This window comes from Litoreibacter sp. (assembly GCF_058136045.1).
This window is the reverse complement of record NZ_JBYVDD010000001.1, coordinates 45,060-59,713: the sequence shown is the minus strand read 5'-3', so window position 1 is coordinate 59,713 and position 14,654 is coordinate 45,060. Positions and strand designations below refer to the sequence as shown.

General features: G+C 56.0%; 14 protein-coding genes. 8 read left to right on the top strand and 6 right to left on the bottom strand.

Features of this window, described 5'->3' with window-relative positions; all coding sequences use genetic code 11:
• The first annotated feature begins 91 nt into the window (after positions 1 to 91).
• Positions 92 to 907, top strand: coding sequence for a zinc-ribbon domain-containing protein (locus tag AC3Y7R_RS00295; protein ID WP_490039999.1), 816 nt, complete (start codon positions 92 to 94; stop codon positions 905 to 907).
• Here AC3Y7R_RS00295 and AC3Y7R_RS00290 read toward each other — a convergent pair.
• Genes AC3Y7R_RS00290 through AC3Y7R_RS00280 form a run of 3 tightly spaced genes read right to left on the bottom strand, consistent with a single transcriptional unit; the run spans position 904 to position 5,132 of the window.
• The gene (locus AC3Y7R_RS00290) at positions 904 to 3,516 is read right to left on the bottom strand and encodes a TIGR02302 family protein (protein ID WP_490039998.1); all 2,613 of its coding nucleotides are present in this window, start codon (positions 3,514 to 3,516) and stop codon (positions 904 to 906) included. The two genes, AC3Y7R_RS00295 and AC3Y7R_RS00290, sit on opposite strands and share 4 nt — an antisense overlap.
• Positions 3,517 to 3,549: 33 nt before the next feature.
• Positions 3,550 to 4,815 (bottom strand): diaminopimelate decarboxylase, encoded by a 1,266-nt coding sequence (gene lysA / locus AC3Y7R_RS00285; protein ID WP_490039997.1) that lies wholly within the window; start codon positions 4,813 to 4,815, stop codon positions 3,550 to 3,552.
• Positions 4,815 to 5,132 (bottom strand): DUF2834 domain-containing protein, encoded by a 318-nt coding sequence (locus AC3Y7R_RS00280; protein ID WP_490039996.1) that lies wholly within the window; start codon positions 5,130 to 5,132, stop codon positions 4,815 to 4,817. Before AC3Y7R_RS00280 ends, lysA begins: the two co-directional genes overlap by 1 nt.
• Positions 5,133 to 5,290: 158 nt before the next feature.
• On the opposite strand from AC3Y7R_RS00280, the gene AC3Y7R_RS00275 reads away from it, so the two are divergent.
• The 4 genes from AC3Y7R_RS00275 to AC3Y7R_RS00260 all read left to right on the top strand — a co-directional run bounded on the left by AC3Y7R_RS00275 (position 5,291) and on the right by AC3Y7R_RS00260 (position 10,642).
• Entirely contained in the window at positions 5,291 to 6,259 is a 969-nt protein-coding gene (locus tag AC3Y7R_RS00275; protein WP_490039995.1) for a phosphatase PAP2 family protein, read from the top strand.
• A 66-nt stretch (positions 6,260 to 6,325) separates the two neighbouring features.
• Positions 6,326 to 7,960, top strand: a complete 1,635-nt coding sequence (locus tag AC3Y7R_RS00270) for an electron transfer flavoprotein-ubiquinone oxidoreductase (protein ID WP_490039994.1) — start codon at positions 6,326 to 6,328, stop codon at positions 7,958 to 7,960.
• A gap of 124 nt (positions 7,961 to 8,084) precedes the next feature.
• Entirely contained in the window at positions 8,085 to 9,794 is a 1,710-nt protein-coding gene (locus tag AC3Y7R_RS00265; protein ID WP_490039993.1) for a tetratricopeptide repeat protein, read from the top strand.
• Positions 9,794 to 10,642: a 4-(cytidine 5'-diphospho)-2-C-methyl-D-erythritol kinase gene (locus tag AC3Y7R_RS00260; protein ID WP_490040063.1), complete on the top strand. Its 849-nt coding sequence runs from the start codon at positions 9,794 to 9,796 to the stop codon at positions 10,640 to 10,642. The genes AC3Y7R_RS00265 and AC3Y7R_RS00260 overlap by 1 nt, the downstream gene beginning before the upstream one ends.
• A gap of 7 nt (positions 10,643 to 10,649) precedes the next feature.
• On the opposite strand, the gene AC3Y7R_RS00255 is transcribed toward AC3Y7R_RS00260, so the two are convergent.
• A complete protein-coding gene (locus tag AC3Y7R_RS00255; protein WP_490039992.1) occupies positions 10,650 to 11,651 on the bottom strand; it encodes a polyprenyl synthetase family protein in 1,002 nt (333 codons plus the stop codon).
• A 57-nt stretch (positions 11,652 to 11,708) separates the two neighbouring features.
• Here AC3Y7R_RS00255 and AC3Y7R_RS00250 point away from each other — a divergent pair, with 57 nt between their 5' ends.
• From AC3Y7R_RS00250 to AC3Y7R_RS00240, 3 genes are all read left to right on the top strand, one after another.
• Positions 11,709 to 11,924 carry a putative signal transducing protein gene (locus tag AC3Y7R_RS00250; RefSeq protein ID WP_490039991.1) on the top strand — a complete coding sequence of 72 codons (216 nt, stop codon included), beginning with the start codon at positions 11,709 to 11,711 and terminating at the stop codon, positions 11,922 to 11,924.
• Between the two features lie 4 nt (positions 11,925 to 11,928).
• On the top strand, positions 11,929 to 12,678 hold the full coding sequence (locus tag AC3Y7R_RS00245; protein WP_490039990.1) for a tRNA1(Val) (adenine(37)-N6)-methyltransferase: 750 nt from the start codon (positions 11,929 to 11,931) through the stop codon (positions 12,676 to 12,678).
• A 93-nt stretch (positions 12,679 to 12,771) separates the two neighbouring features.
• Complete coding sequence (locus AC3Y7R_RS00240; RefSeq protein ID WP_490039989.1) at positions 12,772 to 12,936, top strand: YdcH family protein; 165 nt, start codon at positions 12,772 to 12,774, stop codon at positions 12,934 to 12,936.
• Here AC3Y7R_RS00240 and yddG read toward each other — a convergent pair.
• Positions 12,933 to 13,799, bottom strand: a complete 867-nt coding sequence (gene yddG, locus AC3Y7R_RS00235) for an aromatic amino acid exporter YddG (RefSeq protein ID WP_490039988.1) — start codon at positions 13,797 to 13,799, stop codon at positions 12,933 to 12,935. The genes AC3Y7R_RS00240 and yddG overlap by 4 nt on opposite strands.
• Positions 13,800 to 13,927: 128 nt before the next feature.
• The gene (phbB, locus tag AC3Y7R_RS00230; protein ID WP_490039987.1) at positions 13,928 to 14,653 is read right to left on the bottom strand and encodes an acetoacetyl-CoA reductase; all 726 of its coding nucleotides are present in this window, start codon (positions 14,651 to 14,653) and stop codon (positions 13,928 to 13,930) included.
• Between the last annotated feature and the right edge of the window lies 1 nt (position 14,654).

The following is a 14,654-nucleotide window of genomic DNA, read 5'->3' as shown; positions in this document are numbered from 1 at the left end:
ACAACAAAGCTTGGAATACCCTTTTCCACAGGATATGACTTAAGAGGATTTGAGGCGCGCCAAAGATTTAGAGCGCGAAAGAGGGAATGACATGCGGCTGGTTTGCCCAAACTGTGATGCGGAATATGAGGTCGACGACACCCTCGTTCCCGCCGAGGGGCGCGATGTGCAATGCTCAAATTGCACCACGACCTGGTTCCAAGCAGGCGCTGACAGCTTGTCGGCGGACCCTGATGTGTCACCCACCACGGAAGAAGACACTGATCCAGAAACAGAGATCGAGGCCGCCCCTGCCGGCCTCACGCCACGCAGACCTGCCGTTGATCCTGCCGCCATGGACGTCATTCACGAAGAAGTCGCGCGGGAAACTGCGGCGCGCAAGGCAGAAGCAGGCGGCCTAGAAACTCAAGCCGATCTTGGGTTGGATAATACTGACACAGAGGCGCGTGCCACCGCTGCACGCGACCGCGTGGCACGGCAACGTGGGATAGAACCACAGCCCGACGCCATAGAAGACACCGACGATGCGCTCACCTCCGCGCCCAAACGCGATCACACCAAGAGCGAGTTGTTTCCAGATATTGAAGAGATTAATTCATCCCTGTCTCCCGAGGCAGCCGAAGCTGAGGCCGAAGCCGCGCGTTTGGCGCATGAAGAGGGCAGCCCCGAGGTTAAAATCCAACGCAGCAATTTTCGGTTGGGATTTGGCCTGATGTTGCTCGTCGCAGTTGGTTTGCTGTTACTCTATATATATGAGCCGCAAATCTCAGAACGGGTTCCGGCAATGTCCGGCCTCCTTGAGAGCTACGTCACCAAAATTGATGCGTTTCGGGTTTGGCTCGATCTATCCACGCAAGGCCTCGTCGACAAAATTGGCGTAACGCTCAGCGACCAACCTGAGGGTTAGAACTGATCCAGCAGCCGTTTTAAATAGTCTCGCTCTATTTCAGGGCGCTGCTGCTCGCCTGACCTACGCCGAAGCTCTTCCAGCAATTCGCGTGACCGGCGTTGTGCGTTTTGCCCTTGATCCATAGCGTCATCCGAGCCCGCCGTCCCGCTCGATCCTTGTTCACGCCCCAATGGATCGCGGTTTTGGCGTGAGGCTTGTCCTCGGTTCTGCCCCTGCTGACCTTGGCCCTCTTGTTGCTCTTGCGCCATGGCCTCACCAAGATCGCGCATCCCTTCGCGCAGAGCCTCCATGGCATCCGATTGAGCACCCAACGCCTCGGCTGTATTGTCATTGCGCAAAGCCTCTTCGGCGCGCTCCATTGCCTCACCTGCACGCCCAATCGCGTCGCGCGCCGCGTCGCCCTCGGGCGAGCCGCGCCCCGGCATGTTACGTTCTTGCTGGCTTAACTCGTCGCGCAAAGCTTGCTGGCGGTTCGCCAATGATCCCTGCCCGCCTTGGCCATCTTGTGATTGTGCAGAATCTTCCCCACCACTCTGGTCGCCTTCTTCGCCGGGTTGTGTGCCACCCTCGCCCTCATGACTTTGACCACGGCCACGGCCACCGTTGCGCCCCTCATTCCCGTCACTCTCACCAACCTGAGCGTTCGGATTAAAATTTTCCTGAAGGTCGCGGAATGCCTCGTCGCTAAGCCCCTGTTGCTCGCGCAACGAGTCTTGCAGACCTTCCATCGCCTGCTCTCCGGGGCTTTTCTGGCTGTCGCTGCCTTGCCCCTGAGTGACTTCCATATTCTTCATCATCTCCATCAACTGATCCAACAGTTGTTGGGCTTGGGCCATTTCGCCCTCTTCCATAAGCCGCTGAATTTCATCAAGCATGTCTTGTATCTGATCACTGTTGATCTCTTGGCTTTCGCCAGACTCTGCCTGCTGCTCGCCTTCCGGATTGTCCTGCCCCTCTTGGGCAAGCTGGTCCATATACTGCTGCATCGCCTCGTTTAGCTCTTGCATCAGCTCGGCAATCTCGTCGTTTGTAGCGCCATCTTTCATTGCGTCTGACAGACGTTCCTGCGCACGTTGCAAGCGCTCCAACGCATCAGACAACCGCCCGTCTTCAAGCAACACAGCCGCCTGCCAAAGCATCTCGGAAATCTCGTTTTGCTTGGCATCTGAGATGCCAAACTCCATGGCCAATTCCAGCCGTGTAATTGCCATTCTCGTGGTTAGGTAGGCCACTTCGCTTGAGAAAAATCCATCGGGATCATGCGTGACCGCGCGCAACACTTGCGAAATACGGCCAGCATTCTCGCGCGACCATAGCAAATCACGCCGCTGCTCAATCAGGGCTTTAGCAATCGGTTGAAAAAAGCGCCGTCCAGGCAAAATAGTAGCGGTGCTTGATGGCCTACTCATCTGTTGTTGACCATCCTCGACCATCAAATCAAGCGTCACGGGAAGGCCAGCCCACGGGTGTTGCGACAGATTTTCAATCACCACTTCATGAAATTTTTCGCGCCCGCCCGAAATGGGCATTGGCAGATCCAGCATAATTTCTTCGCGCACCTCAGGCTCAACGACCAAGCCAAACCGACGCTCGACCGCGCCCAAGTCCAAGGCAATCGTTACCGTTCCTCGCTCCACCCCATAATCATCAGAGGCCATAAATGGCAGCTCCATCTGGCCATCAACTTTGCGCGTAACTTCGCCGTCAATTTCAACAATTGGGCGCTCGTCCACTTGAGCTGTGATCTGCCATTCGGCCAAATCGTCACCCTCAATTCGGATCACCCCATCTTGGGAAATCACACGGCTAAAGGCGGTCTTCGGCGTATCGCCTTCAACCGGACCCCCAGTTTCACCCGACACGGTTTCAACCAACGTCAAGCTACCAACCTGCCCGTAAAGACGCACCGTCAGATCACTACCTTTGGGCACAGTCAGCGTCGAAACTTTCACATCGTTCAAATACAAACTCGGCTTGCCCGTATAGGCCGGAGGCTCGATCCACATCTCCCAAGCAGGGCCAGCAGCAATTGCTTTGCCCAGACCACCGGACGACAAGTCACCCAACGCCCCACCCCGCCAAGCACCGCTAAACGCCACACTCATTACGAAGAACAACAGCGCCACATACCGCAATGCATAGGGGTCGCGCGACGACACCCGCAGGTCTGGCGAAACGGCTTCCGCCTCACTTAGCCGCGCGTGCATTCGTGCCTTATGGGCTTGCCAAATTGCCTTTGAAGCCGCGTCACCACTGCCCAAAGCCTGATGATCCAGCGCCGCTGTGACGGGTCTGCCGGGCATGGTTAAATCAATCCGCTCCAAAGCCGTCGCACGGCTTGGTGCGCGGAATTTGCGCTTGGCGTAGATTAGCGTGCCGAGTAACCCAACCAACGCAATTAGCGCACCGCCCCAAAGCACCTCTTGCGGCACGAAACCGGCCAGCCTTGAGGCCAGCACCGCCCAGATCAGTAAAACCACAGTCCAAAACGGCCAAAACGCATGAGTGATCCGCTCGGCCCAAAGGCCAAGCAAAGTCCAGCGTACTGGCCACTTCAGCGCGGACAGGTCCACGCCTGCATTTTGATCACTGTCTGGCCTGCTCATCAAGTCATCCCGAAAGGTTTGCGCACCATAGCGTCACACCCATTGAGGGATCGTATCTCTATTTATCATATCTTCAAAGGTCGGACGGTCCCGAATGACAGCGAATTGATCCTCATGAACCAAAACTTCCGGAATAAGCGGCCGCGAATTGTACTCGGACGCCATCACCGCCCCGTATGCCCCCGCCGAGCGGAAGGCGATCAAATCACCAGCCGCGACAGGTGGCATCACACGGTGCTTGGCAAAAGTATCGCCACTTTCACATATCGGGCCAACGATATCATATTTGGCTTGCTCGATCCCCGGCTCCGGCTCAATGACCGGAATAATATCGTGGTGTGCCCCGTACATAGCGGGGCGGATCAGGTCATTCATCGCGGCATCAATGATCATGAACTCGCGGTCTTCACCCTCTTTGATGTAGATAACCTCAGACACCAACAAGCCCGCGTTGCCCGCGACTAGGCGACCCGGCTCGATCTCGATCTCGCAGCCCAAATGACCGACTTTTTCACGCACCAAGGCACCAAACTCTACCGGCAACGGCGGCGCATCATTCGAGCGTTCATAGGGGATACCCAAACCACCCCCCAAGTCGAGGCGCTTGATCGTATGCCCCTCGGCACGCAGCATTTGCGTCAGCTCGGCGACCTTCTCGAACGCCTGCCCGAACGGTTCCAACTCGATCAATTGGCTTCCGATATGCACATCAATGCCAATGACCTCTAGGCCCGGAAGCGCCGCAGCCTGCGCATAAACATCCTTGGCCCGCGAGATGGGAATGCCAAACTTGTTCTCGGATTTTCCCGTCGCGATTTTCTCGTGAGTTCTTGCGTCGACATCGGGGTTCACCCGAATGGTGATCGGCGCGCGCGCGCCCATCGAGGTCGCAACCTCAGACAGTGCAAGCATCTCCGGCTCACTCTCGATGTTGAACTGGCGAATGCCGCCTTCCAACGCGAGCCGCATTTCGGCGCGTGTCTTGCCAACGCCGGAGAACACAATCCGCTCTCCCGGAACACCCGCCGCTTTGGCGCGCATGTATTCACCACCGGACACGACATCCATCCCCGCGCCCAAATCACCCAGAAGCTTCAACACTGCTTGGTTCGAATTGGCCTTCATCGCGTAGCAAACAAGATGATCCGTCCAGTCCAGCGCCTCGTCGAACAACTTGAAGTGGCGGGTCAAAGTCGCCGATGAATAGACATAAAATGGCGCACCAACTTTGGCGGCAATGTCAGCAATAGCGACGTCTTCGGCGTGTAGTGCGCCGTTGCGGTAGAGGAAATGGTCCATCAGTCGATTGGCCTTGTGCGAAGGAACAAATAAAGCGGCAAGCCGCAAGAAACACCGATACAGAAGGTGGCCGGGATGGCAAGCAACGCGATCCAGTTGCGGCGCACCGCGACCTCGGCCACGATCCAGACGGTCAGGGCAATCGCGGCGATAACCAAGTCCCAAAACAGACCCGTTGACGCGGCATTAACCTGCCATGCCTCAATCATCCCAGACACTGAAATACCGTGTTCGGCAAACCACTGGTTGAAGTGGTAAAGTGGGTGAATTGCCCCCCAAACGGCGAGGGCCAAATAGATCATACGCAAGACAGACATCGGCAAGACTCCGTGACCAGTTGAGCGGCGATTTATCCCAAAAGCCGCCCGTCCGTAACCCTCCCACGCCCTTTTGGCCCCTCCATGACCCCTCATTTTCCTTATTTTCGCCAAATCCGGCGGGCAAATAGGGGCAACGGGCAGAGGGGCCAACCACAATGATGCGAATCTATCTACTGTTTTCGATGGCATATCTGGCTTTCGCAGTGGCCTTGATCTTTGCCCTACGAGACCACCCAGTCGCGCTGCTGCTAAGCGCAGTGCGGACCTCGCTATACCTGCTTAAATCCTTCGCCGAATGGATGCCGATATTGGGCATTTTTCTGGCCGGATCACTATACCTGACCCGAAAATATGGCTTCAAGGCGCGCATTTTGCCGACGATCTACGCTCTCCTTGGCTGTTTGCTCTTCTCGATGGCCTTCTCGCTGGTCAAGACCACGATCCCCTATGTCCAGCCATTCTATGCCGACAGCCTGTTCGCCGATCTTGATGCTGCCCTACACTTCGGGGTGGACCCTTGGCGCATCACCCATTCGCTTGCAACTTACGTGCCGCCAGCCGCCATCGTCATTCTTTACTTCATGGTCTGGTTCCTTCCCGCCGTGTTCCTGCCCGTGTTCATCGCGCTAACCGACACATGCCCGGACCGCGCGCGGCGTTTCATGGTGCTCTATGTCTTCTCGTGGATCGGTCTGGGAAACATTTTGGCAATTTTTGGCAGCTCCGCTGGCCCCGTCTACTATGACCGCCTTTTGGGGGGAGAGCGCTTTGCAGACCTGACCTCAGCGTTGGAAACGAGCGGCATGGCTGCCTCCGCCTTAGGGAAAGTGCAAGACAACCTTTGGCAATTTTATTCGGAGGGCGGTCAGAGCGTCGGATCGGGCATCTCGGCCTTCCCTTCGGTTCATGTAGGCCTTGCGGTCGTAACCATGCTCTACCTGATGGAGCGATCCCGCGCGCTTGCCCCTATCGGTATAGCCTTCACGGGTTTGATCATGTTCGCCTCAGTCTATCACGGCTGGCATTATGCGGTTGATGGCTATGCATCGCTCATAATTGTGGCAACTGCCTGGGCCATGCTCAGGCGACGCAACGTCGCAATTGCCACTTACATTCCTGCTTGATTGAAGGTTTAAAGCTAACAATGTTGCGGGACCGCCAAATTATGGCGTTGTAAGAGGAAGACTGACATGGCCGAGACCGAACGCGAAAGCATGGAATATGATGTGGTTATCGTGGGGGCTGGTCCTTCCGGTCTGAGCGCGGCCATCCGTCTCAAGCAGCTCAACGCCGATCTCGAAGTCGTGGTTCTGGAAAAAGGCTCCGAAGTTGGCGCGCATATCCTGTCTGGCGCGGTCTTGGACCCCTCTGGCCTAGATGCCCTCTTGCCGGATTGGCGCAACATGGGCGCGCCTATCACAGTGCCCGTCAAATCCGACAATTTCTACATGCTGGGCGAAGCCGGACAAATTCGCATCCCGAATTTCCTGATGCCACCACTGATGAACAACCATGGCACATACATCGTTTCCATGGGCAATGTGTGCCGCTGGATGGCCGAGCAAGCCGAAGGCATGGGCGTGGAAATCTTCCCCGGCATGGCGTGTTCTGACATTGTTTATGGTGAAAATGGTGAGGTCAAAGGCGTTATCGCAGGCGAATTTGGACTGAACCCTGATGGCACCCAAGGCGACAGCTACGAACCGGGCATGGAATTGCACGGCAAATATGTCTTCATGTCTGAGGGCGTGCGTGGATCGCTCTCTCAGCAGATCATTGCGAAGTTCGATTTGGCAAAAGATGTCAGCCCGCAAAAATACGGCCTCGGGATGAAGGAAATCTGGGAAATTGACCCCGCCAAGCACAAAGAAGGCACGGTTACCCACACTATGGGTTGGCCTCTGGGTAGTAATGCAGGCGGCGGGTCATTCATCTACCACCTTGAGAACAATCAGGTTTATGTGGGCTTCGTGGTGCATTTAAACTACGAGAACCCGCATCTGTTCCCCTACATGGAATTCCAGCGCTTTAAACATCACCCCATCGTGGCCGATCTGCTCGAGGGCGGGAAACGCGTGGCCTATGGCGCGCGCGCCATCACCGAGGGCGGCTGGCAATCCCTGCCCAAAACCGTGTTTCCCGGCGGCGCGCTGCTGGGCTGTTCGGCCGGCATGGTCAACTTGCCGCGCATCAAGGGCAATCACAACGCTATGCTCTCGGGCAAAGCTGCCGCCGAAGCCGCGTTTGAGGCCATCACTGCGGGGCGCTCCGGCGACACATTGGACAGCTACGACACTGAGGTTCGCACTGGTCCAATCGCCAAAGACCTGCGCCGCGTACGCAACGTCAAGCCACTGTGGTCAAACTATGGGCTAACTGCATCGCTCACCATCGGCGGGGCGGACATGTGGCTTAACAATATCACCGGCTGGTCACCACTGAACCTCAAGCACAAGAAGAACGATGCCGAGGCTACCGGCGAGGCCGCAAACCACAAAATTATCGACTACCCCAAGCCCGACGGGAAGCTGTCTTTTGACCGGCTCACCAACGTCTCTTTTGCGGCGACCAACCACGAGGAAAGCCAACCTTCACACCTAAAATTGAAGGACGACAGCATTCCAATGTCGGTGAACCTGCCCAAATTTGCGGAACCTGCACAACGCTACTGTCCGGCAGGGGTTTACGAAGTCGTGGACGACAAATTCGTTATCAACTTCCAAAATTGCGTACATTGCAAAACCTGCGACATCAAAGACCCGTCGCAAAACATCGTCTGGACTACGCCTCAAGGCGGCGACGGGCCAAACTACCCCAACATGTAGGTGCTTATTGGCGCGCGGGATTGGTAACAAACCCCGCGCCAATGTGACCAAACACCCGGTAGACATCCCCCCCTTGCCCGCCTACCCTCGCGGCCTGGTAATCAGGAACGATTGGGCCGACCAAATGATCAAATCACTCACCTTTCGCCGCTCCGCTGCGCTTGCACTGGCTATAGCGACGACAGCGACACCTGCCCTCGCAAGCGAAAATGGGCTGGCAGGGCCATATTTGGCCGCACGGCAGGCAATCTCGGTGTCTGACTATGATGAAGCTTCCAGTTATTTCAAACGCGCGATTGCCGCCGCCCCGGAAAATTTTCTGCTCATGGAAAATGCGATCGTCGCGCTCATCGGACAAGGAGATATTGCAGGGGCCGCCGAGGTCGCCGCGAAACACAAAGCCGCTGGTGGCCGCAACCAAATCGTAGACTTGGTGCTGGACACGGTGGCCGTTGCCGAAGGGCAGTTTGACCGGACAGCCCAGAAAAGCGTGGAAACCGAAGGCCTTGCGCCGTTGCTTGACGGGCTCACGCGTGCTTGGGCCCTTCTTGGCCAAGGCCAGATGTCGGATGCCACCGCCGCTTTCGGCAAAGTTGCCGAGACCGAAGATTTCGCCTCCTTTTCACATTACCACCACGCACTGGCCCTTGCCTCTGTCGGGGATTTTGAAGGGGCCGACAAGATTTTATCAGGCGATACCTACGGCCCTCTCATTCTCAGCCCGCGGGGCATCGAAGCGCACGCACAGGTGTTAGCTCAACTCGAAAGAACCGATGACGCAATCGAGTTGCTCACGGCCACAACCGCAACAGGTTTCAGCGCGGAACTGGAAGACCTGAACTCACGCCTCCAGTCCGGGGACAAAACGGGCTATGATTTTGTGACCAACGCGCGCCATGGTATCGCCGAAGTCTACTTCAATCTCGCAGCCGTGCTTGATGGGCGTGCTGCTCCCGAGCATGTATTGCTCTATGTGCGCATGGCCCAACATATTCGCCCCGATCACGCTGCCGCTGTTTTAACCGTTGCAGAAATTCTTGAAGGCATGGGGCAATTCGATCTCGCGACGGAAGCCTACGCATCGCTTCCAGCCGATGATCCAGCCTATGTGCTGGCGGAAATGGGGCGCGCCAACGCATTGTATTCTGATGGCCGCGAGGATGCGTCGGTCGAAGTTTTGACCGCCCTGTCAAAATCTCATGCAGAGGTCGCGATGGTACACTCGACCCTTGGCGACATGCTGAGCCGCACCAAGCAAGATAAAGCCTCCATCGCAGCCTACACCCGCGCGTTGGACCTCAATGGCATCGGCAACCGCGCAAATTGGCGTATCTTCTATGCTCGCGGCATCGTCCATGAGCGCGGCGGAGATTTCATCGGGATGGAGCGCGACTTCCGCACGGCTCTAGAATTATCCCCGAACCAGCCCGACATTCTAAATTACCTTGGTTACTCATTGGTGGAACAACGTATCAAGCTCGATGAAGCGCTGGAAATGATCCAAACAGCCGTAAAAGAGAGCCCCGGAAGCGGTTATATTACCGACAGCCTTGGCTGGATATACTATCGCTTTGGCCGTTTTGAAGAAGCCGTGGACCCCATGGAGAAAGCCGTAGAACTGCTGCCAGTAGACCCGATTGTTAACGATCATTTGGGCGACGTATACTGGCAAGTCGGTCGCGAACGCGAAGCCGAGTTCCAATGGAGGCGCGCCTTGTCCTTCGAACCAAAAGAAGCCGACGCAGAGCGCATTCGCGCAAAACTAGAGCGCGGCCTGACATTGGTCCTAGAAGAGGAAGCCAAGGCAGGGACCACCCACACTGCAAACGAATGATGCAGAGCGTTTTTGCCCCGGCCAAGGTCAACCTGACGTTGCATGTGACAGGACAGCGTGCCGATGGGTATCATCAACTCGATAGCTTGGTGATGTTTGCGTCAGTGGGTGACCAAGTGACGCTATCCCCAGCGCTCGATTTGTCCCTTAGTATTGATGGCCCCGAAGCCCATGCAATTTCCGTCGATGGCAATTCAATCCTTGCGGCGGCAAGGCTGCTCGGCTCACCACGGGGTGCGCGTATAAACCTTACTAAAATCCTGCCGGTGGCCTCTGGCATCGGGGGGGGCACAGCGGATGCAGCAGCAGCTTACCGCGGTCTCTCGAACCTCTGGGGGCTGCCAGATCCGACGACCATCCCAGACATATGCACCCATATAGCACAGCTTGGCGCTGATGTGCCCGTGTGCCTGTTTTCGCGAACCTGTCGCATGTCCGGCGTGGGGGAGTGCTTAGACTTCCTACCGGACCTGCCCGCGCTCAATGCGGTCTTGGTCAACCCGCGCGTTGAGGTTGCAACCCCGTCCGTGTTCAATGCCATCAAGCAAAAAGACAACCCGCCTATGCCCAAGCCACCATCCGGCACTTTGGGCGTGTCTGGTTTCATCAACTGGCTGGCACAGCAACGCAATGACATGCAGGCAGCGGCAATTTCGCTCTCACCCGTGATTTCTGAAGTGCTATCAACCCTTGAGCATTCGAACGAATGTCGGCTCTTCCGAATGTCAGGCTCCGGTGCGACGTGCTTCGGCCTATACCCTGATGCGCAATCCGCGCAGGAAGCGGCCAGTTATATAGCCCAAAACCACCCCGATTGGTGGGTGAAGCCCTGCACCTTAGGCGCGTAAAGAAGCGCTAGTTCAGGCGCGCCACCACATAGTCCGACAACTCGCATAACATCTGCGTCAGATCGCTTTGCGGCACCGCGTCTAGCGCGCGTTTGGCTGTCTCTGACCACGCCAACGCATCATGGCGGGCAGCATCCAACGCCCCGTGCTTGTCAAACAGCTCCAGCACATGCTCAAGATCGCCGTCCTCTTGCTTGCCCTTCTCGATGGTTCGCACCCAGAAATCGCGATCCGCATCACCCCCTGCGGCAATCGCCTTAATCATCGGCAAGGTCAGCTTACGTTCGCGGAAATCATCCCCTATATTTTTACCCGTTTTCGTGGTGTCACCGGCAAAATCCAAAATATCATCGGCTATCTGGAAGCTCACGCCCAAAGCATCACCGTATGAATAAAACGCCTGCACCACCTGCTCGGGTGCATCCGCGATCATCGCCCCAACCTGTGTCGCCGCCGAGAACAGTGCCGCAGTCTTGCCCCGCACCACTTGAAGGTAGGTCTCCTCGGTCGTGGCAAGGTTTTGCGCCGCAGTCAGTTGCAGTACCTCCCCCTCTGCAATCACCGCGGAAGCATTGGACAACACCTTCAGCACATCAATGCGATTGGCGTCCGTCATCAACTGGAATGAACGCGCGAATAAATAATCGCCGACCAATACCGACGACTTATTATCCCAAAGCAAGTTTGCAGCAGGGCGTCCGCGACGCTGTTCGCTGCCGTCAACGACATCATCATGGAGCAACGTCGCGGTATGTATAAACTCTACCGTCGCCGCCAAATGAACATGGTATGGCCCGTCATAGCCACAGATGCGCGCAGCCGCCAAAGTCAACATCGGACGGACCCGCTTGCCGCCAGCACCCACCAGGTGAGCGGTCACTTCAGGAATACGTGGCGCATGCTTGGAGGCCATCCGATCCGTGATCAGCGCGCCAACAGCCTCTAAATCTTCACTTAGTGCCGCCTTTAAGCGGTCATGTGGTTTCACAGAAAGGGTATCTGAACTCATCGTAGTGATCTGCCTCATCTCTCGACAAACGTGCTGGCCTGTCGTTATCACTGTCTTATGAAAGAACTCTTGCGCAGCAACAATCTTACCATCATCGCCTTCACAAAAGCACTGCTTTCAGGAGAAGATATAGGCGTGTTCGAAATGGACGTCCATATGAGTGTGCTAGAAGGTTCCGTTGGCATATTGCCGCGCCGCCTTATGGTGCACGAAAAAGACATGTTCATGGCCCGCGCCATTCTGCGCGACAACGACATCCCCCTCAACAGTTAGCGTCATGGGCTTCCTACCAGATGAGTTGACCCACGACGCCTTTCTCGGAGGAAAGCTACGGCTTTGGCAACCCAAACACGGCTATCGAGCTGCCACTGATCCCGTCTTGCTCGCGGCAGCCTGCCCGGCCAAGGCAGGCCAGTCTGTGCTAGAGCTCGGATGCGGCGTCGGCACAGCGTCACTGTGCCTGCGAACACGGGTTCATGCGCAACTTACTGGCGTTGAGTTACAGCCAAATTACGCCAAGCTTGCCCGACAAAATGCCCATGAAGCTGGCTTCGATATGCACGTTATTGATGCCGATTTGGCCAGTTTGCCTGCTGATTTGCGCGCAAAAAGTTTTGATCACGTAATTCTGAACCCGCCATACTACGGGCCCGGTACAGCCTCTCCAGACATTGGCCGAGACACGGCAATACGCGAGCAAACCCCGCTTGCCACATGGATCGACACAGCCCTGCGCCGCGCAGGGCCAAAGGGCTGCATCACTATTATCCACCTGATCGAGCGGCTAGGTGACGTCATTACATTGCTTAATGCACGGGCAGGGCTGCTAGAAATCAAACCAATCGCACCCCGAGAAGGAAAACCTGCGAGGCGCTTTGTGCTGCGCGCGCATAAGGGGCGCGCGTCCCGAACAGTGCTTCATAACCCATTGGTCCTACACAAAGGTGCCCAACACACGCACGACGGGGATGACCACTCGCCAGACGCACGGGATCTTTTACGGCACGGGATGCCGCTCAATTTGTAAAGATTTTCGCTGCACTGCCGCGACGCATTTTCGTGACTTTGCGTTCAAGATGTGCTGCAATAGAGGCCTACACTACATATAGGAGGTATGCCCATGACGATCAGTTCTCACCTAACGGAGCTGCAGCGCAAACACGAGGTATTGTCCCAGCGCGTGGAAGAAGCACAGCGCAGCCCAAGTACAGATGACCTGTCCATTGTGGAGCTAAAAAAACAAAAACTGCGGCTAAAGGAAGAAATTTCCAAATACGCGAACTAGACCTTTCGCGACCCAAGCGCCGCCAACCCAGCGCCAACAGTGATTAAACCTGCTGCCAACAGCAAGGTCAGCGATGCTTGGGCGTATCCAGCTAGAATTAAAACTACGGTAGATAACAACGGGGCTGCATAGGACGCGGTGCCTAAGAGTTGGATATCGCCATGTTTCACACCCACATCCCAAAGATAAAACGCAAGCCCAACCGGCCCAAGACCAAGCCCCACGACCGCCACCCACGAAACCGTATCTGACGGAATTACTGTTTGCTCAAACAAAACATGCGCCACGACTGAAAGCGCAGCAGTGGCGAGGCAGAAGAAGGTCACAATTTCTGTCGGGACGGCACTATTTCGCCGCGAGAGAACGGAATACCCCGCCCATATCACAGCGCATAACAGCGCTAAGCCATAGCCTATAGCATGCGCCCATTGAAACCCATCACCGCCACGAACGACGATCAACGCGGCCCCAGCGAATGAAACAAACCCGCCTAGGACATGCAGTGGTTTGAGGGCTTCTCCGGGCAACAAGCCGGAAAACAGCACAATCAGCAACGGCCATAAGTACGCAATAAGCCCGGCCTCAGCCGCCGGAGCCATCCGCAGTGCCGAAAAATATAGCGCATGGTAGCCAAACAGCCCCGCAACCCCCAATATCCAGATCTGAGGTGTGGTTTGTTTCAAAATTTGGGAAACACGACCTTTACGGATGGCAACGATCAGACCAATCCCCCCTCCGATAGCAAAGGTCATCGCATTGAGTTGAAATGGGGGAATCGGCGACGAGCCTATCGTAAACAACGCAAGTAGCGCCCAAAGTAAGACAGCGCCAAACCCGATAGACGTCGCAACTAAAGGGTTCATATTGGGGCACCAAAATAGATCATACTCAAAGGACGGTGCCCGTTTTTTCACCCCGGACAAGGCTGGGGGTATAGAAAAAGGCCGACACATTTCTGCATCGGCCCAAGTATACTTAAAAAGCCATTGGCTTAGGCCAGATACTGGCCGCCATTCGCAGACACGGTCGATCCGGTGATAAATCCGGCATCATCAGACGCCAAGAACACAACAGCGCGTGCGATCTCTTCCGGCTCGCCCAAACGCCCCACCGGGATTTGCGGCAAGATGACATCGTTCATCACTTTTTCCGGGATCGTGCTCATCATTTCGGTGTTAATGTAGCCGGGGCAAATGACATTTACCGTAATGCCAGCGCGCGCACCTTCTTGTGCCAGCGCCTTGGTAAAGCCAATATCACCAGCTTTGGCGGCTGCGTAGTTAACTTGGGCGAACTGCCCTTTTTGACCATTAATCGAGCTGATAGTGATAACCCGCCCAAATTTGCGCTCACGCATACCGGGCCAAATAGGATGGGTCATATTGAACACGCCAGACAGGTTGGTGTTCATCACCTCGGACCATTGTTGTGGTGACATTTTATGGAACGGGGCATCGCGGGTGATGCCTGCATTGTTCACCAAAATCTCAACTGGGCCGAGGTCTGCTTCGACTTGTGCAATACCTGCAACGCAAGCCTCATAGTCAGCAACGTCCCATTTATATGTCTTGATGCCGGTTTCGGCGGTGAAGGCGGCGGCTTTCTCGTCATTGCCAGCATAGGTGGCTGCGACATCGCAGCCTTCGGCTTTCAGAGCCTTAGCAATAGCAGCGCCGATACCGCGCGAGCCGCCAGTTACAAGTGCAACACGGGACATG